Raw genomic sequence first — 24,879 nt, 5'->3', positions numbered from 1 at the left:
CTAGGCTTGCCTACCCTAGAATCCTGCGACGTTCTCCTCCTTCGTCCCCTTCGGAGCCGTTGTGCCGCATGCCACCCGAGAGGGCCGGTCGTCGCCGCTGGTCTGGACCATCGCGGTGGCCGGCCTGCTGCTGGCCGCCGGAGCCAGCCTGTTCCTGGGCGCCCGGCTGCTCTCACCGGCAGAGGTCCTCGACGGCCTGACCGGCACCGGGAACACCACCGCCGTGCTGGTCGTGGCCGACCTGCGCCTCCCCCGCACCCTGCTCGGCCTCCTCGCCGGTGCCGGGCTGGCCGTCGCGGGGGCGGTGATGCAGGCGATCACCCGCAACCCGATCGCCTCGCCCAGCGTGCTGGGCATCAACGCCGGCGCCGCCTTCGCCGTGGTCGCCGCGGTGGATCTGCTCGGCATCACCAGTGCCCTCGGCTACACCGGGTTCGCCCTGCTCGGCGCCGCGGTGACGGCGGTGCTCGCCTACACCCTGGCCACCGCGGGCGGCAGCGCCGGCCCGACCCGGCTCGCGCTGGCGGGAGCGGTGATCGCCACGATGCTGTCGGCCTGGACCACGACGATGCTCGTACTGTCCGGGCAAACCCTGGAGGAAGCCCGGCACTGGCTGGCCGGATCATTGGTCTCCCGCGGCACCGATGCGCTGTACGTCGCCGCACCGCTGATCGTGCTCGGTCTCGTGCTGGCCGCCGGGCTCACCCGTGGTCTGGACGCCTTGGTCCTCGGTGACGAGCAGGCCGCGTCACTGGGCCTGCGTCCGGCCCGCATCCGGCTGTGGGGTGCGCTGGCGGTCGTGCTGCTGGCAGGGGCCTCGGTTGCCGCCGCCGGGCCGATCGCGTTCATCGGGCTGGTCGTGCCGCACGCGGTGCGGATGGTCGTGGGCAGCGGCCACGGACGGCTGGTGCCGGCCTGCGCCTTGGCCGGGCCGATCCTGTTGCTCAGTGCGGATGTTGCCGGCCGGCTGATCGCACGGCCGGCCGAACTGGAGGTCGGCATCGTCACCGCCGTCATCGGTGCCCCAGTGCTCATCGCGCTGGCCCGACGTGCCGGGGAGCCGGCCAGGTGACCGCCACGCTGAACCGTCCGCGTTTCGCGGTGCCGGGTATGCCGCATCCACTTCGGACCACCGCGCTGTGCGTCGCGCTGCTGGCCGTGCTGATCGTGGCCGTGGTCGCCGCGCTGTGTCTTGGCGACGTCATGCTGAGCCCTGCGGACGTGCTCGGTGTCGCTACCGGCACCGCCGACGGCGGCACCACATTGATCGTTACGGAGTTCCGGCTCCCCCGGGTGTTCGCCGGCGTGCTGGCCGGCGCCTGTCTGGCCTGTTCCGGCACGCTGCTCCAGTCGTTACTGCGCAATCCGCTCGCCTCCCCCGATGTCGTCGGCGTGTCGCACGGGGCATCCGCGGGCGCGGTGGTGCTGCTGGCCGCCGGTATCTCACCCGGGTTCGTGCCGCTCGCCGCGCTGGCCGGAGCGATCGTCACCGCGACCGCGCTGGTGCTGCTGGGCTGGAAGCACGGCCTGTCCGGGGAACGCATCGTGCTGATCGGCATCGGCTTGTCGTCGATCTTCACGGCCGTGATCACCTGGGCAGTGGTCACCTTCCCGATCACCGTTGCGCAGCAGGCATTGTTGTGGACCGCGGGTTCGCTGTTCGGCCGCACCTGGACCGAGGTCGGCTGGGCCGGCCTGGCCGCGGTGGCCGTGCTCCCGATCGCCTTGGTCCAGCTGCGCCGGCTGGGTGTGCTGGAGCTGGGCGACGACCTCGCCCGCGGCCTCGGTCTGCGCGCCGACCGGGCGCGGCTCGGCCTGCTGGTCACGGCCGTCGTCCTGGCCGCGACCGCGGTCGCGCTGGGCGGGCCGATCACGTTCATCGCGCTGGGGGTGCCGCATCTGGCCCGCGCGCTGGCCGGGCCGCCGCGCCCGATCACACCCACGCCGGGAACCCTGCTGCTGGGCGCGTTGCTAGGTGCGGTCTTGGTCGTCGCGGCCGACATCGTCGCGGAATCCGTTCTGCCCCAACCTGTTCCGGTCGGCGTCATCACCGCGACCCTGGGCGCGCCGTGGTTCTGCTGGCTGCTGGTGCGTTCGGCCCGCGCCGAACGCCCGGCCACCGAGAGGAGGACGGCGTGACCCTGTCCGCGCACCGGCTCACCGTCGGCTATCCGGGCCGGACCGTGCTCGACGAGGTGGACGTGGCGATCCCGCCCGGTTTGATCACCGCCGTGGTCGGCCCCAACGCCTGTGGCAAGTCGACCTTGCTGCGTGCCCTGGCCGGCATCAGCCGTCCCGGCGGCGGCGAGGTCCGGTTGGACGGGACCAGGCTGACCGAAATCACGCCGAAGCAGCTGGCTCGACGAATCGCGCTGCTCCCCCAGTCCCCGCCGACGCCTGCGGGCATCTCCGTAGAGGCCCTGGTCCGGCGCGGTCGTCACCCGCACCAGCGCTGGCTGACCCCGTGGTCGGCCGGCGACCAGGAAGCCGTCGACGCCGCGCTGACCCGTACCGGACTCACCGAGCTGCGTACCCGTCCGGTCGACCGGCTCTCCGGCGGGCAGCGGCAGCGGGCCTGGATCGCGCTCGCGCTCGCCCAATGCACCGAGTACCTGCTGCTCGACGAACCGACCACGTACCTGGACCTGCGTCACCAGCTCGACCTGCTCAACCTCGTCGCGGACCTGAACACCGTCGACGGGCGCACCGCCGTGCTCGTCCTGCACGACCTCGGCCAGGCCGCCCGCTACGCGCACCACCTCGTGGTGGTCGCGGACGGCCGGATCGCCGCCGCCGGACCGCCCGCCGAGGTGCTGACCGAGAACCTGGTCGAAGCCGTCTTCGACGTGCCGTGCCGGGTCGTCCCCGACCCGACCTGCGGCAGCCCGCTCGTGCTGCCGCTGCCCTCGGTCGCCCATCTGCCCCGGAACCCAGTGGAGGAACAACGATGACTCGACGGATCACCCGCGTACTCGGCGCCTTGGCCGCCGCGGGCACCTTGGCGCTCACCGCCGGGTGCGGCAGCGCCCAGCCCGCCTCGTCCGGTACCGCTTCGTCCGAGGCGGGGTTCCCGCGCACCATCGCCACCGCCAAAGGCGACGTGGCGATCCCGAAAAAGCCGGCCCGGGTCGTGGTGCTGGACACCGCCGAGCTGGATTCGGTCACGCTGCTGGGGATCACACCGGTCGGCGCCATCCCGCCGCACCTGTCCGACGGGTCGAGCTTCCCCTCCTACCTCAAGGACAAGCTCAAGGGCACGGTGGACGTGGGCACCTCGGCCGAGCCGAAGCTCGACCTGATCGCCTCGCTCAAGCCGGATCTGATCCTGAGCAACAAGGTCCGTCACGACAAGATCTACGACCAGCTGTCCCGCATCGCTCCGACGGTGCTGACCGAGACGACCGGGCAGCCGTGGAAAGCCAACCTGGCCGTGCATGCCAAGGCGGTCGGCCGGGAGCAGGACGCCGCGGCCGAGCTGAGCCGCTACGAGGCCAGGGCGAAGAAGGTCGGAGCCGAGATCGTCGCCGGAAACGGCGGCACGGCGCCGACCGTGTCGGTGACCAGGTTCATGGCGGGCAAGATCCGCATGTACCAGAAGGCCAACTTCTCCGGCGTCATCCTCGCCGACATGGGTCTCGCCCGGCCCGCGTCGCAGAGCGCCGACAAGTTCGACAACGAGATCAGCCCCGAACTGATCGACAAAGCCGACGCCGACGCACTGTTCCTGACCACGGCGGTGTCGCCGGACAAGACGCAGCAGCAAGCCGTCCAGGCGAGCCCGCTGTGGGCCCAAATGGGGGCCGTCAAGAACCACAAGGTGTTTCCGGTCAAGGACGAGATCTGGATGTCGGGCATCAGTGTGCAGGCGGCGAACCTGGTGCTGGACGACCTGGCCACCGCGTTCGGCGTTGCTCCGCACCGGGCCTGACGTGTTGCGGGTCAACAAGGTCAGGGCGAAGCTCGCGGCCGGCGAACGGGTGTACGGGCTGTTCAGCGTAATCCCCGAGCCTGTGCTGGTCGAGATGATCGGCTGTGCCGGCTACGACTTCGTGGTACTCGACAGTGAGCACACGCTCGTCGACCCGCAGCAGCTGGAGAACCTGATCCGAGCCGCCGAGGCCGTCGACCTCACACCCTTCGTACGGGTCCCCGTCGCCGCGCCAGGCGCGATCCTGCGGGCGCTCGACGCCGGTGCGATGGGCGTGGTGCTACCCCACGTGCGGTCACGGTCCGATGTGGACGAAGCGATCCGAGCCGCCCGCTACCATCCCGAGGGCATGCGGTCACTCGGCGGCGGCCGGGTGCCCGGTTTCGGCGCCATCGACGGCACCGCATACCTCGCCCGGGCCAACGCCGAGATCATGGTCATCCCGCTGATCGAGGACGCCGAAGGCGTCGCGGCGATCGACGACATCGTGGCCGGTGGCGGTGTCGACCTGGTCATGCCGGGACCGGCCGACCTCTCGCAGTCCTACGGCGTGCCGTGGCAGGTCCGCCACCCGCTGGTCCAGGACGCCCTGAAACAGCTGCACACCGCGTGTGCCGGGCACGGCGTACCCTACTGCCCGATCACCCGCAACCGCGACTCGCACCGGCGTTGGCTCGAAGCCGGCGTCACCGCCTTCGTGCTCGGCGAGGAACGCGACCTCGCCGCTACCGCGTTCCGGCAGCACCTCGCCACCCTCTCGCCCCGAGGGCTGTGAAGGGACCCTTCACGGACTCAGCGACCGTGAAGGGTCCCTTCACAGCCTTGGAGCGCGGCCTCCAGCACCGTGCTGGCGCCTTCGGGAAGCATGAACTGGCTGGGTGGACCGAGTGTGGATCAGATGTGGACCAACCGGACGCGCGCCGCCCGGCCGGCTCGACGATCTCACCTCCAACGCCATCACCATGTCCATCGGCTGACACCGGCGGAACACTCCGCTCAGCTCACGTTCCCGACCCGCTCTTCCGAGAAATCGGTGTTCCGCGGCGCACTCCGATCCGCACACGAACAGTGGTGCCCGGAGAATTCGTTCCCCCCTTCATCACCGTCCCAGCGCGCACCGTAGGACCGGCCCGGCAATAGCCTCTGGAATCGCTGATATATTTCTCCCGCACGGTCCACCGGTTGCTGATGACCACCATGCGGACCGGTGACATCGCGCAATGTCCACACCTGGCGCGGAATGCGATACCTGGCGAAACGCACGCGCAGATCGAACAGCTCGCAGGGCTGTTCCAGCTCATGCACCACGTATGACCGCAGCACCTGCGGCCGAGGAAGGCGGTACCTTATGGCGAAGGCATGCGTGTCGCCTTTCGCGAGTGGTTCGGGCGGGGTGAGGGACAGGCGGCCCCGCGGTGCTGTGCCGCCGGCGCGCAGGGTGCCCCCATACAGCACGTCCACGTCGGGCAGGCCCCGCAGTGCGAACGCCGGCGAGGTGAAGTCGAGTTCGTGCAGTCCGTCGTGGTCTGCGACGATGCGGTACTGCTCCAGCACTTCGTGCTGCGGCCGGTCCAGCGTCACCACCACGTGCAGTTCCCCGATGTGCCAGGCCCCGTCCGGCCGGAGCGGGATGGTCACCACCAGTTCCGCGAGCAGGTCGATGGCCTCGTCGACCCGGCGGCGCACGGTACGCGCGTCGCGATCGATCCGGGGTGCGGCCCAGCCGACGCGGTCCTGGTACAGCGGCATGCGCACCTCGGCGGTGAGCCCGAAGGCGGCGACGGTGGCCAGGCGCATGTCCTCCGGCAACTGCTGGGCCAATCCGGTCAACCGCGCCACGAGCTTCTCCCGGATGGCGACCGGACCGTCGTCGTGCGTCACACCGCACAGCACGCGCAGCGTCGGGCCGATCCGCTCGCCGATCCTCCCGGCGTGCACCCCGCGGCCCTTGCGCAACGACTTGAGTTCCCGCACCAGTTCTTCATGGGTGTTCATCAGCCACGCCTCCCCGTCGATCTCCGATGACCGGCAGCTTGCGACGGATGAGTGGACCAGAAGTGGACATGTCGTGGATCAGTCCGCACGGCGGTACCCAGTACTCGTTCCGCCCGCTCGCGCTAGCCCGGAAACGAAGGTGCCCGCGCCCGATGGCAGGCACGGCGGAAATAGGTCGTTTTCGGTGCCACACGAATGGGCGCTTGCAACGACACAGTGATGGACATCAAGCTCGCACCGGGAGGCGGAGTGGATTTTCGGATGCTAGGTCCGCTGGAGGCGTGGCACGAGGGCGCTCCGGTAGATCTGGGCAAGCAGCAACAGCGCTTCGTGCTCACTGTGCTTCTGTTGCACGCCAACAAACCGCTCTCCGCCGACCGGCTGACCGAGATCATCTGGGGGGCCAACCCCGAGCGCCGCACCCTGATCCGCGGCTACATCAACAAGTTGCGCAAGGCCTTCGACCCAGCCGAAGACGTCGCGATCGAGACCACCGTAACCGGCTACCTGCTGCGGGTTTCCCCGGAACAGCTCGACCTCCACCGCTTCGACCAGTGGCGTGCGCAGGCCCGTCAGGAGCAGGAGCCACGCCGTCAGATCGAGCTGCTCCGCAGCGCGCTCGACCTGTGGCGCGGGCGCTTCCTCGAGGACATCGACATCGACCGGGTGGGCGGCACCGACGTGATCTCGCCGGCCGAAGGCTATTTCGACACCGTCGGCGATCTCGCCGAACTGGAACTGGCCAACGGTGATCATCGATCGGCACGCGACCGGTTGCGCCGCATCGTCGGCAAGGAACCGGACCGGCAGCGCCACGCCGGGTTGCTGATGCGCGCGCTGCTCGCCAACGGTGATCGCGTGGAGGCGATCCGGATGTTCCACAGAACCTGCGCCGCGCTCGCCGAACTCGATCTCGAGCCGGGGCCGAGGCTGCGCACCATCGCCGCCCGGGCCGAACGCGATGAGCCCGCCAGCTCTCTGCCGTCCCGGCCCGGTGGTTTCATCGGCCGCGAAAACGAACTCGACCTGATCGCCACGGCGGCGGGCACCGGCGAGAAAGCCGTGTGGGTCAGCGGCGCCCCGGGGGTGGGCAAGACCGGCCTGGCGCTGGAAGCCGCGCACCGGCTGCGGAAGCGATTCCCTGACCGGCAGGTGCTGTTGCGGCTCAACGGGTTCACCCCGAACGTCGGCGCGATGACCACGGGCGACGCGCTCACCCAGCTCCTGCTCGAACTCGGGGTACCCGCCGAGCAGCTCCCCGCCTCGCCGGGGCGCAGGATCGCGATGTACCAGAACGAGTTGTCCGGGACCCGGACATTGATCCTGCTGGACAACGCGAAGTCCGCCGGACAGGTCCGCGCCCTGCTCCCGGACGACCCGGGCTGCTTAGCGATCGTGACGAGCAGGCGGGTGGGCGAGCCGGACACCGGCCAGCAGGTGCGGCTGGCTCCGCTGCCGCCGGACGACGCCGCCGCGTTGTTCTGCACGCTCGCCGTGCCACAGCGGGTCGCCGGTCGTGCCCCCGAGGTGGCCGAGGTGGTCAAGCGGTGCGGTCACCTGCCGATGCCGATCCGCGTCTGCGCCGCGTTGTTCCGCCGTCACGACCGGTGGCCGCTGGAGCACCTGCTCCGGTTGCTGGCCGACAGCGGGCCTTGGCAGGCCGGCGCCGGTAACGACGCGGGCGCCGCGGCGGTCCGGGTCTCCTACCAGCAGCTGAGCGAGCACCAGCAGGAGATGTTCCGCTTGCTCGGGCACGCGCCGGGGCCGCACGTCAGCGTCGCGGGTGCCGCGGCGCTGGTGGACAGCACCCTCACCCACGCCCGGCTGGTGCTCGACGGACTGCACGAGGTGTGCCTGATCGAGGAGCTCACGCCGGAGCGGTACCAGATGCTGGACCCGCTCAAGGAGTTCGCCGCGGCCGAGCCCGGCGAGCACACCGACGCGGTGCTCCGGCTGCTCGACTTCTTCCTGGTCACCCTGGCGGACGCGGCGGGGGCGGCCTATCCCTTCGAGCGCGCTCGCCTGCCCGCGGTGACCCGCACGTCGCCGGTGGCCCGGACCTTCGACACGCCTGACGCCGCGACGGCGTGGATCACCGCCGAGCGGGACAACCTGGTGGCCGCCATCCGCTACGCGGCCACGCACGACTTGCCCGGGCACGCCTGGCGGCTGGCGGTGCTCATCTGGCGCTACTTCCACACGACGAGCCAGTTCGACGACTGGGCCGAGACAATGGAACTGGCCCGGCGGCTGGTGACCGCGGACGAGGACAACACAGTCGGTCAGGCACACGTGCTGCTCCGGCTGGCCGCCGTGTACAACCGCCGCGGCGAGCTGGCCGCGGCGCTGCAGCTGGCGCGGCGAGCGCTGGCCTGCTGGGTGCGACTGGGCGACGCCAGGGGCGAGGCCACCACGTTGTGCGCCATCGCCATCCCGACCATGGAGCTCGGCAGGCACGCCGAAGCGATCACCCACCTCGAGACGGCGCTGGAGAAATACGAGGAAGCCGGTGATCTGCGCGGGCAGGCGCACGCGCTGAGCAATCTGGGATACCTCAACGAGCTGCACGGCAACCTGGACGTCGCGCTGCGCCAGCACCGCGCCGCGATGCCGATCCTCCGCGAAACCCAGCACACGCATGGGCTGGCGCACGCGCTGAACAATCTCGGCTCGGTCCGGCAGCGTCTCGGTTTCCCGAGCGAGGCGCTGGCCGACCACCAGGAGGCGCACCACCTCGCCTCCGAACTGGATGACGTATGCGTCATGGCCTACGCGCTGTCCAACATCGGCAACGTGCACCGGTCGGCAGGCCGGATCCCGGAAGCCGAGCGCTACCAGGAAAAAGCCGCCCGCATCGCGGCCGGGGTCCTCGACGCGGACCTCCGAACCCGGCTCTTCCGCGACCGCGCGGCGACCGCCCAGGCCAAGGGCGACAACGTCGAGGCGTTGCGCCTTTACGAGGCCGCGCTGGAGCTGGCGGCCACGTCAGGGAACCGGGGCCATCGGGCGCACGCCGATCGGGGCGTCGCGCAGACCCTGCACCGGCTGGGCCGGCACGGGGACGCGGTCGCGAACTGGGAGGCGGCCGAAAAGGAGTTCGCCGAGCTCGAACTGCCCGAGGCCGGCCAGGTGCGAACCGAACGGGCGGAACTGACCTGCGCCTGCCGCGACGGGGTGCGGTGAGCTTCAGGCCCGCTGGTGCAGCACGCGCCGCAGTTTCGGGTAGACCTCGCGGACCGAGGCGTGGTTATGCCACCGGCTGACGTTCCTGGCCAGTTCCCGCAGGTCGAGCCGGATCGTCGCCGAGTCGACGTGGGCCGCGTCCTCCAGTGTTTCGGTCAGGGTTCGGCAGCTCTGCTCGACTTCGCCCGCCAGGGCATAGGCCAGCGACCTGCGGACGCCGAACCGTGCCCGCGTGCGCCGCGAGTCCGTGGGCAGCCGGGCCAGCTCCCGGTCCAGGAGTTCGGCCGCTTCACCGGGCCGGCCGAGGTCGCACAACGACCAGCCCCGGGCAAGCCCGACCGGGTCGGGAGCCGTGGAACCGAGCACCGGGTACGCCGATGGGTTCGTGCCCGCCGCGTCGAGGTGAAACAACGCCCTGTCCAGCGCGCGTTCGTACTCGCTGCGATCGCCGGCCAGGGCGTGGCCCTGTGCCTCCCGCCGTGCGGCCAGGGCCAGAACGCGCGAACCGGCCGGTCCCGCCTGCTGGGCACGGCGCGCCAGTTCGATCGTGGCGATCGGATCGTGCCGGTAAAGCGCGAGCCCGGCTTCCCGTACGAAGGCGTAGCTGACGATCTCGTGGTCCCCGCCCGCGACGGCCAGTTCCGCGGCCGTCCTCGTCCAGGACAGCGCGAGCCGGTCGTCCCCGGCTTCCTGCTGCATCCAGCCGGTGTACTCGGCGATCCGTGCGGCCAGCAGCAACAAGCGCGACCTGGTCGGCTCCGGGTTCTCCCCGGCCAGCGCGCCGAGCATCCGCACCTGCGCGGTCAGCGATTCCAGCACCACCACCGGGCTGGTCTGCATGCCGAGGCTCCGCAGGTGCTCGAAGGTGGTCCGGATCCCGAGGACCACCCGTTCGTCCGGCACCGGCCGCGGCCCGCCCGCGAGCGTCACACTGAGCACGGTGCCGGCCACCAGCACCTGGCGGCGGTCGACGGTCACCGCGCTCTCCCTCGCCGACCGCGCCGCCGCCAGCAGTGCGCCGCCCGCGCCGAGTTCTCCGTCGCAGAGCCGCGCCATGGAATCGTGGGGTGGTTTCACCCCGTTTTCGAGCTTGCTGAGATATCCCTTGCTGTAATGGATGCGCTTGGCCAGCTGGCCCATTGACAGGCCGGCGGCAATGCGGTATTCACGCAGCAGTTCCCCAAATGTTCCGGTCACCAATGCCTCCCGCTCAGACTGACTTCGAGTACAGCACCTGCCCCGAACGCACGCAATCGCCCGGTCGCCCGCGAGGTGATCGCGGGCGACCAGGGCGGCACTTTCGCCGGCAAATCAGTCTTGCCAGGGATTTCCATCCGACTCCTGTGCAGCGGTGGCGGCCGGCGGCGCCGCAGACGGTTCGTCCGAGGGCAGGGCGAAACCGCCGGTGAAACCGGCCATGGCCAACCACGGCGCGGCCGTGACCGAGGCGATGACGGCAGCAAAAGTGGACATGAATGTGGACATGACGAATCCTCTCGACGAATTAATGAACTGATTTCCGGCTTTCCGGATCTGTCCCGGTGCCCATATCGAGGATTCATTAGAGCCCGGACGGCCGACAAGGAGGTGACCGTTTCCCCCGCGGCGGTCAACGGGAAACGGGCGGGGATCCACATCACGTCCACTTCTGGTCGACAGCGGCGGTGGAGTCTCCCCCGGTACTCGCCGGTGTGGTGCCGGCGACGACCAGAAAGGGTGGATTATGAAGGAAAATACGGCCTATGACGTCGCCGTTTCATTCACCGAGCAGTCGCGGGCCGCGGTCGGCGAGCTGGTCGAGACGAGCCGGCAGCGCGGGCTGAGGGTCCTGCACGGGCCCGACCAGACCCACGAGTGGTGGGGGCACAAGGACCGGGGAGACCTGCCGGCCACACCGGTGCGCTTCTTCCTGCCCTTCGTCTCCACTGTGGACGATTTCGGTGCCGCGATGCTGCGCGCGGTCAAGAACGGGGACGAGCACGTGCTGCCGGTGCTCGTCGGTGAGCTCACCGTGCCCGCCGAGTTGCTGCACCCGCATGTGAGCTACCTGCGGTTCGACCCTGCGCGGCCCGACCTGCTCACCGATGCGCTGGCTGCCCGGGTCGAGGCCGCCGAGTCGGCGGGCGCCGAGCAGGCATCGGTCGCCGAGGTGGTGACCGGCGCCCGGCGGCTTACCAGCTCACCAGCCGTGCCCGCCACGTTCAGCCGGTACGCCGAACAGGAAGCCACCCTCCGCTATCTGGGCGACCAGCTTACCGCGGCGATGCCGGGCCTGGAGCGCAGCGGGTTCGTCGGCACGGTGCACCGCGGTGTCTCGCGCATCAGCGTCCGGGTGGAGCAGGCCGGTGACACGGTGTACTCGCTGGACATCCAACGCGGGGGCATCGGCGGGGACGAGACCGTGAACTTCGTGGTCGGCAGGCACCAGGCCGACACCGGCAGCGGGTGCAGCAACGGATGGGCCCTCCCGGTGTACAGCACCGAAACCGGTACCGCCGTGCTCGAGCTGCACGACTTCTCGGTCCTCGGCCGCAGCACCGGCGAGCCCCGCGTCTACCGCCGGGAAGACCTGTTCGCCGCACTGTGGCAGCGCATCAACACCGTGGTCGCCGCCGTGGCGCGCTGACCCCACGCGAAAGCGCCCTTCACCTGCTTCGGGTGAAGGGCGCTTTTCGCGCGCGGTCACCGGTGCTCGTGGGACCGGTCCAGTACTTCTTCGAGCCGCAACGGACTCGGCGGGTGGTGGCTCAGGCACAGCGGCACCCGCATCCGGCGGAAGGCGAAGTTCTCGCCGGTGGCGTAGAACTGCCCGCGTTCCAGCCGCGAGATGTCGCCCACCGAACTGCTCTTCGCCCTGGCCATCTCGGTCGCCGCGGCCACCTGCGCCGGGCTGTTCAGCCTGCCGAAGAACTGGGTCGTGGCATTGCCGACCACCTGGTTGTGCACGCCCTTCGGTGCCTGGGTGGCCAGCACCAGGCCGAGCCCGTACTTGCGGGCCTGGGAGGCGAGCAGGATGGTGCTCTGCGTGCTGGCCGTCAACGCCGTCGACGGCGCGATGGTCTGCGCTTCGTCCATCACGAACAGTCCGCCGAGCGGCCGGTCCACGGCCGGGTGGCGTTTGATCCAGGCGAACACCTCCCACTGGAGCTGGCTGACGAAGCCCTGCCGCTGTTCCTCCGACGGCAACCCGATGAAGCTGATCACCGAGATCCGGGCCCGCCTGCCTGCCGACGGCGTGAGCAGGACCCCCGGGTCGGTCGCTTCTCCCGGCCCGCAGAGGAGCGGGTCGTTGACCACGGCCGCCCGCAGGGTTTCCGCCAGATCGGCGGCCATCGCGGTGCCGGTGCTGAGCTTGCTCACCCCTTCCGGCAGTTCGGCGAGCAGTTCGATGAACCGGTTGAGGTCCCGCTTCCCGGAACGGGCGTAGTGCGTCAGCGCCTCGCGCAGCACCGCCCGGCCGCGAACGGCACCCTTGGTACCGTTGGCGACCCTGGCGTGCGGCACCAGCCGGGCCACGGCGGCTTCGACCGAGACCGCGAACTCGTCGGCGTCCTCGCGGACGTCGGCGAAGTCGGGCAGCGGGTGGAAGCTGAGCGGACGTCCGCCCGCCCGGCCCGGTGTCCACACCACGACCTCGGTGTGGGCCAGGTATTCCGCCGACCTGCCCGCGTCCCCGGGCAGCCAGTCGCCAGGCGGTTCGGGCCAGGCGTCGCCCAGGCGCGCCAGGTCGTTGTTGGGGTCCAGCACGATCGCCGACACCCCGCGCAGTGCGCACTCCTCGACGATCCGGCGCAGCAGCACGGTTTTCCCGCTGCCGGACCCCGCGAACACGATGACGTGCTTGCGCAGCGACGCCAGCTCGATGCGGACTTCCCCGTCGAGCCCGAGCACGAATGCCTCGTCGGCCGGTGCGGCCGATTCGGCGGCCGGGGCTTCGGCTGGTTCGGCAATCGGGGCCTTCGGCGGGGTGGGCTTCGGCTCGGCGGCGGGTGTCGCCGGGGCGAGTTCCGGCGGCGGCCGCGTTTCCTGGTGGCCGTTCCTGGTCTGGGTGGACTGGGGCAGGACGTGGCGCAGCAGCGTCCGGCCGCTGGCCGGCTTGCGCGCCACCAGCCAGGTGATCAACCGCCGGTTCGGCGTGGCGAGCATTTTCCGGAGCGCGCTGAAGGTCCGCAGATCCTCGTCCGACATGTCGAGGCGCCGCACCCCCAGCTGCTCCAGCGCAGTGAACTCCTTGCGGGTGGTCGGCCCGGTCCAGCCGCGGTTGCCCCAGCGGATGAGCACGAGGTACCGGTCCTTGGCCCCCGCTCGGATGCCCGCCGCGTCGCGGGCGTTGCGCAACCGGCGCAGCACGGTCGTGCCGTGGCCCCCGGAGATGACCCGGAAGGTCCACTGCTCCTGGAGGTCGAGCGCGTCGTCGAGGTGCCGGCGCAGGCTGGCGTGCAGCCTTTTCTCGTCCGAGAGCGACTCCGGCTGCCACTTCAGGTCGTCGTTGCCGATCTCGGTGATCCACGCCTTCAATCCGGCCAGCAGCAATGGCGGGGCGACCTCGTCTTCGTTGTCCTTGCTGATGTCCAGCTCGCCGAGATCGACCGCGCTCCGCAGCCGGGCGAACTCCTCGTCGAGTTCGGCGAGGGAATGATCCGGCAGCAGGCCCACGGGTGCGGGTACGGTCTCGGCCACCTTTTCGTCGAAGGAACCCAGTTCCCGGATCTCACCGTGCAGGCAGGCTTCGGCGTGGGCATGGATCCGCTTGAGCAGCTGCCGCGGTGTGTGACTCGTCCAGCTCTCACCGAACGCGCCGGCGGCTACGGGCCAGGTCGAGTGCGGTGGTGTGACGCCGTGCTTTTCGTAGATCACCCCGAGCCACTTCTCGATCAGTTTCCTGCCCAGTTCCGGATCCTGGATCGCCCCCAGGAAGGAGGTCTGGGTGAACCGGTCGCCCACCGTGTCGCTGGCCACGGCCTTCAACCTCATCCAGGTGTTGGGCAGGCACGCCACGATGGTCAGCGTCCGCTGGGTGGATTCGCGCAGCGCCATCAAGCCGTCGGAAATCAGCGCGATCTCCCGGGTCACCTCGGCGTCGGTCTCCTGGCTGTCGAGGGCGTCCTGCCCCTTGTTGACCAGGGTGTCCAGCTGGTCGACCCCGACGACGCACGGTCCCGTCAGGGCGAGGACGCGGGAGATGTCTCGCACGAGCACGCGGGGTGACTTGGCGCGCGGCTGCATGCCCCACAACCGGCGGTCGGCCTTGCTGCCTTCGTGGCCCTGGAGGTATTCCAGGCCGATGTCCGCGGCGTCGGACCCGTAGAGCACCAGAGCCCGGATGGTGTCACCGCATTCCGCGGCGATGCGGCCGTCGGCCTTCCTCAGGCCGTTGAGCAGTGCACGCAGGTGGTCGGGCCGCAGTTCCGATTCGCCCACGATGGCTCGGCTGACCTCTTCGGACACCGCGGCACCGGCGCACAACTGCCGCAGCAGCACGGTGAGCTGGCGCTCGCCCTCGTCGTTGGCCCGGTGCAGTTCGCTGCGCATCGACTCGGCGAGGTCATCCCAGAACGCGTCCCCGGTGGTGAGCTCGGCGAGGAAGAAGTAACCGCCCTCACGCTGCACCATGCGGCGCACCGAGCCGAGCAGGTGGGTCTTGCCCACTCCCTTCTCCCCCTGCACGGCCACGCCCACCGGGCTCGGGCCGGTGCTGGCCCTGGCGTCCTCGATGCCCGCCCTGATGGTGTGCTCGACCCGGGCGTGCAGGCCGTCGATATGCGAGGGCGAAGTGTGCCAGACGTCGTCCGGGGTCTCGGCGGAGTTGAACCGCAGGACGGCCAGGACCTCACGTAAGTCGTCGGTCATGATTCCTCGATCACGATGAGGTGCTTGTCCTCGCCACCGACCCGGACGGCGGCGTCGTGGTCGGCGTCGGTGAGCACCTTGCGATTGGAGTCGGGGGCCAGGTGGACCGTGCCCGTCTTCGCCATTTTGACCAGCACGGCGTCCACCTCGTCCTTGCCCGCACCGTTGAGCTTCGGCCGTAGCCGGGCCAGGCGGATCCAGTCCTGCACACCCACCGTCAGCTCGGCGTAGACGCCGCGAATGAGCGATTCCAGGTCACCGGAGCGCAGCGCCTCGGCCAGCAAGCCGCGCCGGCGCAGGAACGGCACCAGCCGGCGCAGCAGGTCGAGTTGTTGCCGGGCCTGCGGCCCCGCGCGAGGCGGTAGTTCCGAGCGAACCAGGTCGGTCAGGCACCAGTCGATCCCGTCGTCGGTGATCCGGTGCACGAACGGCCGGACGTTCGTCGAACTCTCCAGCAGTCCGGCGGTATTCAGCCGGTCGCGGTCGGCGGGACCGAGCCGGACCTTGTGGTCCTTGACCAGTTCGGTGTTGAGCATGGCCCGGTTGGCCAGTGCCAGCGCCAGCAGCGCGGCCCTGGCATTCGTGGAGTACTGCTCCGGCATTTCGCCGCCTTTCATTCGGTGAACGCGTTGATCCGTCGATCGATCCGGCTCAGCAGTGCCTTCGTCGCGTCGAGGAGCGCACGGGGTGCGGGCACCCCGGCACCGTCGCCGTGGGCTCTGCCGAGGAAGGCCAGGTCCGCCGACCGGTCGAGCAGTTGGGCCAGGTCGCCGTGGTCCAGTGCGGCGGCCATTCCGCTGACGGTTTCCTCGACCAGGACGAAGCGTTCGGCGTAGGGCAGGGTGTGCGGCAGCGCGCGGAGAGCGGCCGCCGCGCCCCGCAGCGCCTCCTGGTCCGGCTCTGCCCCGGTGGCGGTAAGCAGATGGTGCAGCTGTCTGGCCACCTGGACGGGCCGCACGTCCGGGGTGAATTCCAGGTGGCGCAGATTGCGCACGAAGCCCGGCAGTTCGTCGCGATCGATGCCGCGGGCGAGCAGGCAGAACAGCTGCCGATGCCCGCCCTCCGGCCCGAGCGTGTGCCGGAGGAATCGTTCGGACTCGGTGATCTGCCAGCGGCTGAGCGGTCCCTCCACCACCAGGCACAGGTGCCGGGCCGATTCGGTGGCCTCGGCCAGGAATCCCGGGTCGCCGGACAACGACCGGTCGGCGCGCACCCCGAGCAGGTGCAGTTCCTGGATCAGTTCCGCGGCGACCTTGGACTGCCGTGCGCTCGACACCAGCACGTCCAGGTCGAACTCACGGCACCGGTCCCGCGCGGCGGCCACGTAGGCGTCGCGGTTGTCGGCCAGCACGTCGGTGCGGTCGAAGTCCTGCGCGATGACCGAAGCGACCGTCTCCAGCGCGTAGGAGATCTGGTCCGCCTTGGGCACCTCCTCCTCCAGGACCGGCAACTGCTCGCCGAAGCTCCAATAGGAGACGTAGGGCACCGTGAGGTGGCGCATCATCAGGTCCACCGGGACGGTCTGCGCCAGCCAGTTGCCGAACAGCGGCGCCACGGTCTCGGCGCACTTGCGCTGCCACTGCTCGGCACGCTCGTACTCGACTCGATTGTCCAACCTGGACAGAATGGGGAGTACCGAGTGCCGGGGCCGGTCGTAGGGCATGCGGTCACGGGCGCGGTCAGCCCGCCGCGCGACGTCCACCACGTCGTCGAGGTTCTGGTCGTTGGCGGTGAACACCACGACCAGCCGGTCCGGCAGATGCGCGGTGCAGATGCCGGCGATGTCGGAGACACCGGTCCGGCTGTCGAGCAGTACGAAGTCGTAGTCCTCGGTCCACGCCGCCCGGCACCGCTCCAGGTACGCGGCGAACTCGAGCCGGTACAGCTCCTCCCAGTTCAGCGCCTGCATCCGCTTCGAATAGGAGTCTTCCAGCTTGCCGGAAACCATGCGTCCGGCTGCCAGCAGATCGAGCCGGCCACCTTCGACGCCGACCTGGACGGGGTAGGACTCCAGGTCCCGCGGGGCCTTCGACGATCCGGCATCGCGCAGGAAGTCGTGCGCGAGGTCGACGACGCCGCGTTCCGGCTGCTCGACCAGCTTCGGCCCGAAGTAGTGGTGCAGCCCGGGCGCTTCGAGGTCCCAGTCCACCGTGAGCACCCGGTACCCCCAGCGCGCCAACAGCACTGCCACGTTCGCCAGCGTGAAACTGCGGCCCACCCCGCCCTTGTACGAATAGAAGGTGAGCACGGTGCCGGTCGTCATTCGAACCTCGGCAGCGGAGGAGTCGGCAGCAACACCGGTTCCGGCTCTTCGACAAGCGGCCAGTCGGGCCGCCACGGTGGTGCCTGGGCCACCAGCTGCGCCAGGTCCCTGGCGAGCTCCTTGACCTTGTGGTGGAACTTGTTGTATTCAACGCTCTGCTGATAGCAAGGATCCGGATAGGCGACGTCCTTGAAATCCCGCCAGGCTCGCACCTTTCCCCAATCGGGGAAGTTGTCCGAGTCCCCGTACAGGATCGGGTAGATCAACCCCTGGGAAGAACGACCGTGTCCCGCGAAGCCGAGCATCTCCTCCCTGGCCTGCATGCTGCGCATCTCGGCCAGGCACCAGGATGAGCGAAAGTATGGCGGGGTCAGCAACTGAACCATGATCTTGCTGCGCTGCAACGCGTCCCGCAGGTTGGACGGCCAGTGCACCGCGCTGGGCATCTGCCGATCCACGTACACGTTCAGGCTGCCGTACTCGTCGGCGAGACATTCACGCAATTTGCCGTAGAAGTGGTTGAGCAGCCATTTTTGCACGCTGCCGTGACGGCTGTAGCTGATGAACAGATCAAACTCGTACTCGGACACGCCAACGATGATATGCGGCGGGCAGCGGGCGGGAATCGACAGATAATGACGATTATCGGGACAACTGGCCAGTCAACTGGCCACAAAGTGGACAACAACCGGTGGAAAGGGGCCCTTTCGGCATCTCTGCCGTCGCGGACAGGCGCGATGTGGATGTCCGCCGCACTCGATGGCCCGACGGCGGGAATTCCTTGGCCTGCGGCGAGTCAAGGTCGGTCCGGGTCAGCCGCAGCAGAACCACTGCCAGCTCGGCACCGGCCGCGCCAAGCGAGCGGAAGCTCTTGATGAACGCCAGCTCATCCTTGTGCACAGTTCGGGGATGCCCCGCGTCAATCCGGGTGTTGCCAAGGTCTTTGGTCAGGTCTATCCAGTTCTGGATGGCGTCGATCAGCTCGGTGTCGAGCGCCCGCAGCTGGTCGGCCTTCGCTTCGATGATCCGGTCCGCATGCTGTGTCACGTATCCCCCTTTGTTCAGGTCAGCCCGGCAAAGTTGGTCGGGGCCCGGCAGCGGGCGATGCGGAGGTGTGTGTGCGACCACCTCGTTGCGTGCGCCGGACCGGTTTCGGGTCCGTGAAGGGACCCTTCACGGACTCTGAGTCTGTGAAGGGTCCCTTCACAGACCTCCACACCGACTTTGCCGACACCCTGACCGGTGAGGGAGTGAGCATGGAGCTTTCTCCGCTGGGACTCGGCGGCGCACAGCTGGGCAACCTCTACCACGCGATGTCCGGCGAAACGGCGGTCTGTGCACGTCACGGTGTCGAGTTGCCGGACGCGGCGCTCGCGCTGCCGCGGACGCATCCGGCGGTGACCTCCGTCGTCGTCGGCGCGCACGCGCCGGACCAGGTGACGCTCAACGTCCGCCGGGCCGCCGCGAAGATCCCGGCCGGGCTGTGGCACGACCTCAAGGACGCCGGTCTGGTGCGAGCCGGTGTCCTGGCCACTGGAGACAGGCCGTGATCGATGCGCACCACCACCTGTGGGACCCGGCCTGCCGCGCGTATCCGTGGCTGGCCGGTGACCGGATGGCCCCTCTTCGCAAACCGTACACAGTGGACGATCTGCGCCGGTGACCACGGCCGCCGGGGTGCACGAGACGGTCCTCGTGCAGACCGTTCCGGACGAGGCCGAGACGGAGGAGTTCCTGGCTGTCGCGGCGGCGGAGCCACTCGTCGCGGGCGTCGTCGGCTGGGTGGACCTGACCGCGCCGGATATCGCCGACCGGCTCGCGCGGCTGCGCGAACTCGGCCCGCTCGTCGGCATCCGCCACCAGGCGGAGAACGAGCCGGACCCGGAATGGCTGCTATGGCCCGAAGTCCTGCGCGGGCTCGCCGCGGTCGGGGTCGCCGGGCTGGTCTACGACCTGCTCGTCGCCCCGGCGCAGCTCGCCGCCGCCCGGCAGGTGGCGCAGCGGCTGCCGGAGCTGACCCTGGTTCTCGACCACGCGGCAAAGCCCCGGGTCGCGGCGGGGGAGTGGCAGCCGTGGGCGGACGGCGTGGCCGGGCTGGCCGCGCACGAGAACGTGCACTGCAAATTGTCCGGGCTGGTCACCGAGGCCGATTGGCACGAATGGCAGGTGGGGCACCTGCGCCGCTACGCCGAGCACGTGTTCACCGCCTTCGGCGCGCAGCGGGTCATGTTCGGCAGCGACGGGCCGGTGTGTGAACTGGCCGCGGCCTACGAGGTCGTGGTGGACGCCGCGCTTTCGCTCACCGGCCCGCTCAGCGATCCCGAGCGGCTGGCAGTGTTCGAGCACACGGCGGCGCGCGCGTACCGGCTGGGGTGAGGCCTCAGAATTCCTGGCCCTGGATCATTTCGCGGAGCTTGCTCAGCGCACGATGCTGGGTGACGCGCACGTTGCCCGCGGAGATGCCGAGCGTCTCCGCGGTCTCGTTCGCGCTCAGCCCGACGATGATGCGCAGGGCGAGGATCTCCTGCTGCACCGGCGCGAGCTTGGTGAGCAGCTCCTGCAGGCGGCTGCCGAGATCGACTTGCAGTACGCGCATTTCCGGCTCGTTGCCCGACAGCGGGCGTTCGGGCAGTTCCGCGACCGGGTCGGACCGGTCGCGGGCGAGCACCCGGTAGGCGTCGGCGACCTTGTTCGCCGCGATCGCGTGCACCAGGTACAGGAAGGAGCCGCCGCGGTCCTGGTAGTCGGGCAGAGCCTTGAGCACGGCCATGCAGACGTCCTGCGCCACGTCGTCGGCGGAGAGGTAGGACAGGTCGCGCCCGCCCATCCGGGCCCGGCAGTAGCGGGCCACCACTGGGCGCAGCACGTGCAACAGCTGCCCGATCGCCAGCTGATCACCCCGGCCGGCGGCGCGCACGAGCGGGTCGAGGTCCTCCTTGGTCAGCCGTCCGCCACCGCGAGGCAGCTGCTCGGGCCGCACATATCCCGGGACGGTGTGCTCCGTGGACGCTCCGGTAATCCCGGTTTCCGCGATGTCGGACGGCTTCGTGGTTGTCGGTGCGGTCATGGTCGTCTCCCCGGCGACCCGGCGACCGTCGCAGTCTTGGGGTCAACACTCTGTGATGTTGCGGTCGCGGCTCCCCCGATCGGCGGGGGCGCATCCGCGTCCGTTGCGACGCTGTGTAACCCTAGGCGGCTCATCCCGGACCGTCCATCTTTCAACTACGAATACCCCGTTAGCAGCAACAGTCTTGATGTAATTGAGACCCAGCGACGCGGCGGGAGAATCCTGGGTCGCGGAATGTACCGGACGAAGGGCCTCCTGATCACGGAGGGTCAGATCGTGGTGGCGCGACGGAGAGTGTCCGCCGCGGCCGGACGAGTGGGCTGGGTTCGGGTGCGTGGCAGGCGTGATCGGCCTGCCGGTGGCGCCGTGAGCGGAAGGTGACGGGCCGGGTGAACGGTGGGCGGGGTCCGGATTCATCCGATGAGCGACCGTGGTCATGCTGATCGCGGCGTGGCTGTTTGCCGGCCGGGATCTCGCCGCAGGGGTACCGGCAAAACCGGCACGCAGGTGCAGACGTGCCAACCCGGCTTTCCCGCGGCGCTCGCCCGGGAAAGTGATCATGGGAGCGCGAATCCTGGGTGCTCGAACTGGGTGCTCGAAAGCGCGTCGCCGCACTGTCCGGATTGGACACCGTGCGGTGGGACGTCCGGCATCCTGGGTGGCGCGGTCCGCGACGCCGTGCTCCCCATCGACCGGCTACTCCGCGCTGGACCACGACCTCGGTGAGTGACGTGCCGCCCTCGTCGCATGAAGATCAAGATCGGTATCTCTCGCGGGGTCGATCCATGCGGCTGGGTGCCGATCCCGGCCGCGAAGTCGCCGTGGGTGACCCGGCCCTGACGGAGTGTACAGTGGACGCTGCCGATGATCAGTCCTTTGTGGTCTCTCCACGGTCGAAGACCCACCAGCGCAGGACGGCGAATCGCAGGATGCCGCCCACGACACTCGCGGTCAGGAGCGCGCCGGTCTGTTGCCAGGCGGTCGGCTGATCGACCAGTCCGTCGAGCACGGCCAGCGCTATCGAGCCGTAGCCGACGTAGAAGGCGAACGTCGCGAGGTCCTGCAGATGCCGCTTGCCGGCGCGGCTGGTGCGCCCGGCGAAGGTGACGCGGCGGTGAAACTCGGTGTTACCCACCGTAGTGAGGGCGATCGCGACCAGATTCGCCCACTGTGCGCCGAATTCCGGCCGCAGCAGGAGGAAGAGTACGGCCTGCAGTCCGGTGGTGATCCCGCCGGCGGCGAGGTACCACGCCGCGTGCCCGCCGAGTTCGCGGTGCCGCCCATCGGCGAGCTGCGGCCGCCGCGGCGCCCACCTCGTGGTGGTCATGAGCGCGACGCTACCCGCAGTTCACAAACTTGTGAACCTGATGAACCCGCGGACCACCTGTGATACGAGCGACAGCAGATCACCCCGTTTCACCTTGCCCCGTCGCGGGTAGCTCCCCTCGGACACTGTGGACGCCAGGAGGGCTCATGAACGATCGGCATCCCGCCGAGGGCAGCGAGCCCGGTCCCGGCGTGGCCGCGAACGGGCGGCAGGCCGGAGGTTCGGGATACCTCGGATCCGGCCTGGGAAGCCGGTGGGATCCGGCAGGCGGGACCATCGCGGACGCGATCCGTTCGGCGATGAACCGTCGCGCCTGACCCGGCCGGTCGCGGCGATCCGCCGTGACCGGCACCACTACGATCCGAGCACCAATCCGCTCACGCTGCGCGACCGCCCGGGCGACCCTAGCGTGAAAAACCACCATCAGACATCGCATCCGACCGCGACGAAGGGAAAGGCCGAAGATGCTGACCGTCACCGAAGCCGCCGCCGAGGCGATCTCCGCCCTGACTGCCCAGCAGGGCGCAGAGAACGGGGATAGCGGACTGCGGTTCGCACTCCAGAGCATGGAAGGCGAAGGTGCGCAGCTGGCGTTGTCCGTCGCCCCGTCCCCCGAAGACGGCGACCGCGTGGTCGGCGCCGACGGCGGTGCCAAGGTCTTCCTGGAACCGCAGGCCGCCGCACTGCTCGACGACAAGGTGCTCGACGTCCAGCAGGACGAGACCGGCGACGTCGCGTTCGCCGTGCTGCCACAGCAGTCCGCCTGAGCGGACTTCTTTCGGACGCTTGCCGCCCAGGGTTTGCCTTGGGCGGCAAGCACCTGCGTGTCCCGGGGTTGTGCGGGATGCCGGCCCGCCCGGCCGTGTGGGTGCACGGCCCACCGATTATCTGCGAACCTGGCCCGCCGATTACCTGCGAACCTGGCCCGATCGACTACCGGTGAACCCGGCCCGATCGACGACCGGTGAACCTGGCCCGATCGACGACCGCCGAGCCACCGATCGCGCCCGGTCGGCGCCCCTGCGGTCCCGGGGCCGCCCCTGGCCGACCCATCGTCCACAAAGGACGCCTCACCTCGTGGCCCATTCCCGGACCAGCACCTCCGCCCTGGCACGCAGCAGCTCGGCGGCATGCGTGCGCGCGTGGTCGAGTGACGGTGCGTGGTCGATCAGTGCGCTGCTGCCCACCACACCCAGTCCGGCCAGCGTCGCGGCGTCCAGCTGGATCCGGCCGGCCAGTATCAGCAGCGATGCGCCTGCCTGCCCCGCCCGTGCGGCGATTCCGGCCGGGGCCTTGCCGGACAACGACTGTTCATCCAGCGAACCCTCACCGGTGATCACCAGGTCCGCGTCCTCCAGAGCTGCGTCCACCCCGGTGAGCGACGCGATCAGATCGAAGCCCGACTCGACGTTCGCCCCCAGTCCCGCGACCGCGCCGCCGGCGATTCCGCCGCCCGCGCCGGCGCCGGGAACGGTCGTGACGTCTCGCGCGCCGGTCTTCACCAGGGCCATGGCCCACTGCCTCAGCGCGGCGTCCAGCGTCGCGACATCATCTCGGCCCGCGCCCTTCTGCGGGCCGAAGATCGTGGCCGCGCCGTTCGGGCCGAGCAGGGGATTGGTCACGTCGGTCGCCACGGCCACCGGCACCTCGCCCAGCCGCGCCCGCGCCGGCGCCAGGTCCACCTGGGCGACTCGGGCCAGCGCTCTGCCGCCGAGGCCCACTGGCGCGCCGGATGAGTCGAGCACTCCGGCACCCAGCGCGGCCAGCATGCCCGCTCCGCCGTCCGTGCTCGCCGTCCCGCCGACCGTCAGCACGAGCCTGCGCGCACCGCGGTCCAGTGCGTCGGCCAGCAATTCGCCGACGCCCCAGGTGTGCGCGGTGAGCGCGACCTCCGGGCTCGGCGTCACGAACTCTATGCCGCACGCTCGCGCCGATTCGATGTACGCCGTGCCGTCGAGCAGCACATAACGCGCTTCGACTTGCTCGGCGAGCGGCCCCCTGACCGGCAGCTGTACCACTGTGCCGCCCGCGTTTTCCAGGACCTCCGACGTTCCTTCGCCGCCGTCGGCGACCGGGCAGGTGGCGATGTCCGCGTCCGGCAGCGCATCCCGCACGCCCAGCGCGATCGCCTCGGCAGCCTCGACCGCGGTGAGGCTCCCCTTGAACTTGTCCGGCGCGATCACGACGCGGGTCACGGCGTTACCTTCGTCAGCGGCTCCGCCCCGGCGAGCACGGAGACGACATTGCGCGCGGCCAGCACCGCCATCGCGGTGCGGGTTTCCACGGTCGCCGACCCCAGGTGCGGGGTCAGCACCACGTCCTCCCGGCCGAGCAGCCGCGGTTCGACGTCCGGCTCCGCCTCGAACACGTCCAGCGCGGCACCGGCGATCTCCCCCGCTTCCAGCGCGTCGGCCAGCGCTGACTCGTCGACGACCGGACCGCGCGTGGTGTTCACCAGGTACGCCCCGGGTTTCATGGCTTGGAGCGCGGTCGCGTCGATGAGATGCCGGGTGTCCTCGGTGAGCGGACAGTGCAGGGAAACGACGTCCGCGCGCGCCAGCAGCTCCTCGAACGGCACGAACTCCCCGGGAAAGTCCGGTTTCCGTGATCGTCCTGAGTAGACGATCCGCATCCCGAACGCGGCCGCCCGCGCGGCCACCGCCCGCCCGATCTGCCCGGGCCCGACGATGCCGAGCGTCCTGCCCTGCAGCCCGGAGCCCAGCAGGAACCCGAGGTGGAACGACCACGGCCGTTGCGCTCGGACGAGCCGTTCTCCTTCCCCGAGCCGCCGCGTGATCGCCAGCAGCAACCCGAACGTGAGGTCGGCAGTGGCCTCCGTGAGCACACCCGGCGTGTTGGTCACCACGACACCACGCCCAGCCAAGGCGGCAACGTCGACGTTGTCGTATCCCACCGCGACGTTCGCGACCACACGCAATCCGTCCCCTGCCGCGTCCACGACCGGCCCGTCGACCCGATCGTGCAGCATCGACACCACCGCGGACGACCCCGCCACGAACTCCCGCAACTCCTCCGGCGTCAGCGGCCGATCAACCGGCGAAACAACGACCTCGCCGACCGTCCGGAGCACGTCCAGAGCCTTGTCCGGAATCCATCGAGTGACGGCGATCTTCGGCATGGCGAGCAGCCTAATGCCCGTGATCCAGGGCCGGCGAGGTTCCGCACGGGTCCCGGAACAGGGCAGCCACCCCACGTCTGCGGTACGCCTGCGCCCGGTAGCACTTCACGCCGGACAGCGGTGAATT

At 69.9% G+C, this 24,879-nt stretch carries 22 protein-coding genes and 1 pseudogene; 11 read left to right on the top strand and 12 right to left on the bottom strand.

Features of this window, described 5'->3' with window-relative positions:
- Nucleotides 1-61: 61 nt before the first annotated feature.
- From D5S19_RS28355 to D5S19_RS28335, 5 genes are read left to right on the top strand one after another with little or no spacing between them, the layout of a single operon-like run.
- Nucleotides 62-1,072 carry a FecCD family ABC transporter permease gene (locus D5S19_RS28355; RefSeq protein ID WP_120026414.1) on the top strand — a complete coding sequence of 337 codons (1,011 nt, stop codon included), beginning with the start codon at nt 62-64 and terminating at the stop codon, nt 1,070-1,072.
- Complete coding sequence (locus tag D5S19_RS28350) at nt 1,069-2,139, top strand: FecCD family ABC transporter permease (protein WP_120026413.1); 1,071 nt, start codon at nt 1,069-1,071, stop codon at nt 2,137-2,139. Before D5S19_RS28355 ends, D5S19_RS28350 begins: the two co-directional genes overlap by 4 nt.
- The gene (locus D5S19_RS28345) at nt 2,136-2,951 is read left to right on the top strand and encodes an ABC transporter ATP-binding protein (RefSeq protein WP_120026412.1); all 816 of its coding nucleotides are present in this window, start codon (nt 2,136-2,138) and stop codon (nt 2,949-2,951) included. The genes D5S19_RS28350 and D5S19_RS28345 overlap by 4 nt, the downstream gene beginning before the upstream one ends.
- A complete protein-coding gene (locus D5S19_RS28340; RefSeq protein WP_120026411.1) occupies nt 2,948-3,928 on the top strand; it encodes an ABC transporter substrate-binding protein in 981 nt (326 codons plus the stop codon). Before D5S19_RS28345 ends, D5S19_RS28340 begins: the two co-directional genes overlap by 4 nt.
- 1 nt (nt 3,929) lies before the next feature.
- Entirely contained in the window at nt 3,930-4,703 is a 774-nt protein-coding gene (locus D5S19_RS28335; RefSeq protein ID WP_120026442.1) for an HpcH/HpaI aldolase family protein, read from the top strand.
- A gap of 221 nt (nt 4,704-4,924) precedes the next feature.
- Here the strand turns inward: D5S19_RS28335 and D5S19_RS28330 are convergent, their stop codons facing one another.
- Nucleotides 4,925-5,923, bottom strand: coding sequence for a hypothetical protein (locus tag D5S19_RS28330; RefSeq protein ID WP_120026410.1), 999 nt, complete (start codon nt 5,921-5,923; stop codon nt 4,925-4,927).
- A gap of 261 nt (nt 5,924-6,184) precedes the next feature.
- Here D5S19_RS28330 and D5S19_RS28325 point away from each other — a divergent pair, with 261 nt between their 5' ends.
- On the top strand, nt 6,185-9,106 hold the full coding sequence (locus D5S19_RS28325; RefSeq protein WP_120026441.1) for an AfsR/SARP family transcriptional regulator: 2,922 nt from the start codon (nt 6,185-6,187) through the stop codon (nt 9,104-9,106).
- A 3-nt stretch (nt 9,107-9,109) separates the two neighbouring features.
- On the opposite strand, the gene D5S19_RS28320 is transcribed toward D5S19_RS28325, so the two are convergent.
- Both D5S19_RS28320 and D5S19_RS32190 read right to left on the bottom strand, forming a co-directional pair.
- Nucleotides 9,110-10,303, bottom strand: coding sequence for a helix-turn-helix domain-containing protein (locus D5S19_RS28320; RefSeq protein WP_120026409.1), 1,194 nt, complete (start codon nt 10,301-10,303; stop codon nt 9,110-9,112).
- 114 nt (nt 10,304-10,417) lie between these two features.
- Complete coding sequence (locus D5S19_RS32190; protein ID WP_158605663.1) at nt 10,418-10,591, bottom strand: hypothetical protein; 174 nt, start codon at nt 10,589-10,591, stop codon at nt 10,418-10,420.
- Nucleotides 10,592-10,829: 238 nt separating this feature from the next.
- Between D5S19_RS32190 and D5S19_RS28315 the strand changes: the two genes are divergently transcribed.
- Nucleotides 10,830-11,732: a hypothetical protein gene (locus D5S19_RS28315; protein WP_120026408.1), complete on the top strand. Its 903-nt coding sequence runs from the start codon at nt 10,830-10,832 to the stop codon at nt 11,730-11,732.
- Between the two features lie 56 nt (nt 11,733-11,788).
- On the opposite strand, the gene D5S19_RS28310 is transcribed toward D5S19_RS28315, so the two are convergent.
- The 5 genes from D5S19_RS28310 to D5S19_RS28290 are packed head-to-tail and all read right to left on the bottom strand — an operon-like array spanning nt 11,789 to nt 18,266.
- Nucleotides 11,789-14,956: a helicase HerA domain-containing protein gene (locus D5S19_RS28310; protein WP_120026407.1), complete on the bottom strand. Its 3,168-nt coding sequence runs from the start codon at nt 14,954-14,956 to the stop codon at nt 11,789-11,791.
- The gene (locus D5S19_RS28305) at nt 14,953-15,558 is read right to left on the bottom strand and encodes a hypothetical protein (RefSeq protein WP_120026440.1); all 606 of its coding nucleotides are present in this window, start codon (nt 15,556-15,558) and stop codon (nt 14,953-14,955) included. Before D5S19_RS28305 ends, D5S19_RS28310 begins: the two co-directional genes overlap by 4 nt.
- Before the next feature lie 11 nt (nt 15,559-15,569).
- Nucleotides 15,570-17,219, bottom strand: a complete 1,650-nt coding sequence (locus tag D5S19_RS28300; RefSeq protein WP_120026406.1) for a KGGVGR-motif variant AAA ATPase — start codon at nt 17,217-17,219, stop codon at nt 15,570-15,572.
- On the bottom strand, nt 17,216-17,809 hold the full coding sequence (locus D5S19_RS28295; RefSeq protein ID WP_120026405.1) for a TIR domain-containing protein: 594 nt from the start codon (nt 17,807-17,809) through the stop codon (nt 17,216-17,218). The genes D5S19_RS28300 and D5S19_RS28295 overlap by 4 nt, the downstream gene beginning before the upstream one ends.
- A gap of 52 nt (nt 17,810-17,861) precedes the next feature.
- On the bottom strand, nt 17,862-18,266 hold the full coding sequence (locus D5S19_RS28290) for a chorismate mutase family protein (protein WP_120026404.1): 405 nt from the start codon (nt 18,264-18,266) through the stop codon (nt 17,862-17,864).
- A gap of 209 nt (nt 18,267-18,475) precedes the next feature.
- Here D5S19_RS28290 and D5S19_RS28285 point away from each other — a divergent pair, with 209 nt between their 5' ends.
- Both D5S19_RS28285 and D5S19_RS28280 read left to right on the top strand, forming a co-directional pair.
- On the top strand, nt 18,476-18,769 hold the full coding sequence (locus D5S19_RS28285; protein ID WP_407641798.1) for a hypothetical protein: 294 nt from the start codon (nt 18,476-18,478) through the stop codon (nt 18,767-18,769).
- Nucleotides 18,766-19,595: pseudogene (locus tag D5S19_RS28280) on the top strand (amidohydrolase family protein). Before D5S19_RS28285 ends, D5S19_RS28280 begins: the two are co-directional and overlap by 4 nt.
- Nucleotides 19,596-19,599: 4 nt before the next feature.
- Here D5S19_RS28280 and shbA read toward each other — a convergent pair.
- Together shbA and D5S19_RS28270 are read right to left on the bottom strand one after the other, a co-directional pair.
- Nucleotides 19,600-20,286 (bottom strand): RNA polymerase sigma factor ShbA, encoded by a 687-nt coding sequence (shbA, locus tag D5S19_RS28275; RefSeq protein ID WP_199730745.1) that lies wholly within the window; start codon nt 20,284-20,286, stop codon nt 19,600-19,602.
- Between the two features lie 868 nt (nt 20,287-21,154).
- Nucleotides 21,155-21,613 carry a GtrA family protein gene (locus D5S19_RS28270; RefSeq protein ID WP_120026403.1) on the bottom strand — a complete coding sequence of 153 codons (459 nt, stop codon included), beginning with the start codon at nt 21,611-21,613 and terminating at the stop codon, nt 21,155-21,157.
- A 146-nt stretch (nt 21,614-21,759) separates the two neighbouring features.
- On the opposite strand from D5S19_RS28270, the gene D5S19_RS32185 reads away from it, so the two are divergent.
- Both D5S19_RS32185 and D5S19_RS28265 read left to right on the top strand, forming a co-directional pair.
- A complete protein-coding gene (locus D5S19_RS32185) occupies nt 21,760-21,930 on the top strand; it encodes a hypothetical protein (protein ID WP_158605662.1) in 171 nt (56 codons plus the stop codon).
- Between the two features lie 147 nt (nt 21,931-22,077).
- Nucleotides 22,078-22,380, top strand: coding sequence for a HesB/IscA family protein (locus tag D5S19_RS28265; RefSeq protein ID WP_120026402.1), 303 nt, complete (start codon nt 22,078-22,080; stop codon nt 22,378-22,380).
- Nucleotides 22,381-22,683: 303 nt separating this feature from the next.
- Here D5S19_RS28265 and D5S19_RS28260 read toward each other — a convergent pair whose 3' ends face one another.
- Complete coding sequence (locus D5S19_RS28260) at nt 22,684-23,808, bottom strand: glycerate kinase (protein WP_120026401.1); 1,125 nt, start codon at nt 23,806-23,808, stop codon at nt 22,684-22,686.
- Complete coding sequence (locus D5S19_RS28255; RefSeq protein WP_120026400.1) at nt 23,805-24,752, bottom strand: 2-hydroxyacid dehydrogenase; 948 nt, start codon at nt 24,750-24,752, stop codon at nt 23,805-23,807. Before D5S19_RS28255 ends, D5S19_RS28260 begins: the two co-directional genes overlap by 4 nt.
- Nucleotides 24,753-24,879: the final 127 nt, after the last annotated feature.

The sequence above is a fragment of the Amycolatopsis panacis genome, from assembly GCF_003600245.1.
GTDB classification, from domain to species: Bacteria; Actinomycetota; Actinomycetes; order Mycobacteriales; family Pseudonocardiaceae; genus Amycolatopsis; species Amycolatopsis sulphurea.
The sequence above is the reverse complement of the archived record's forward strand: the minus strand, read 5'-3'. Positions and strand labels throughout refer to the sequence as shown.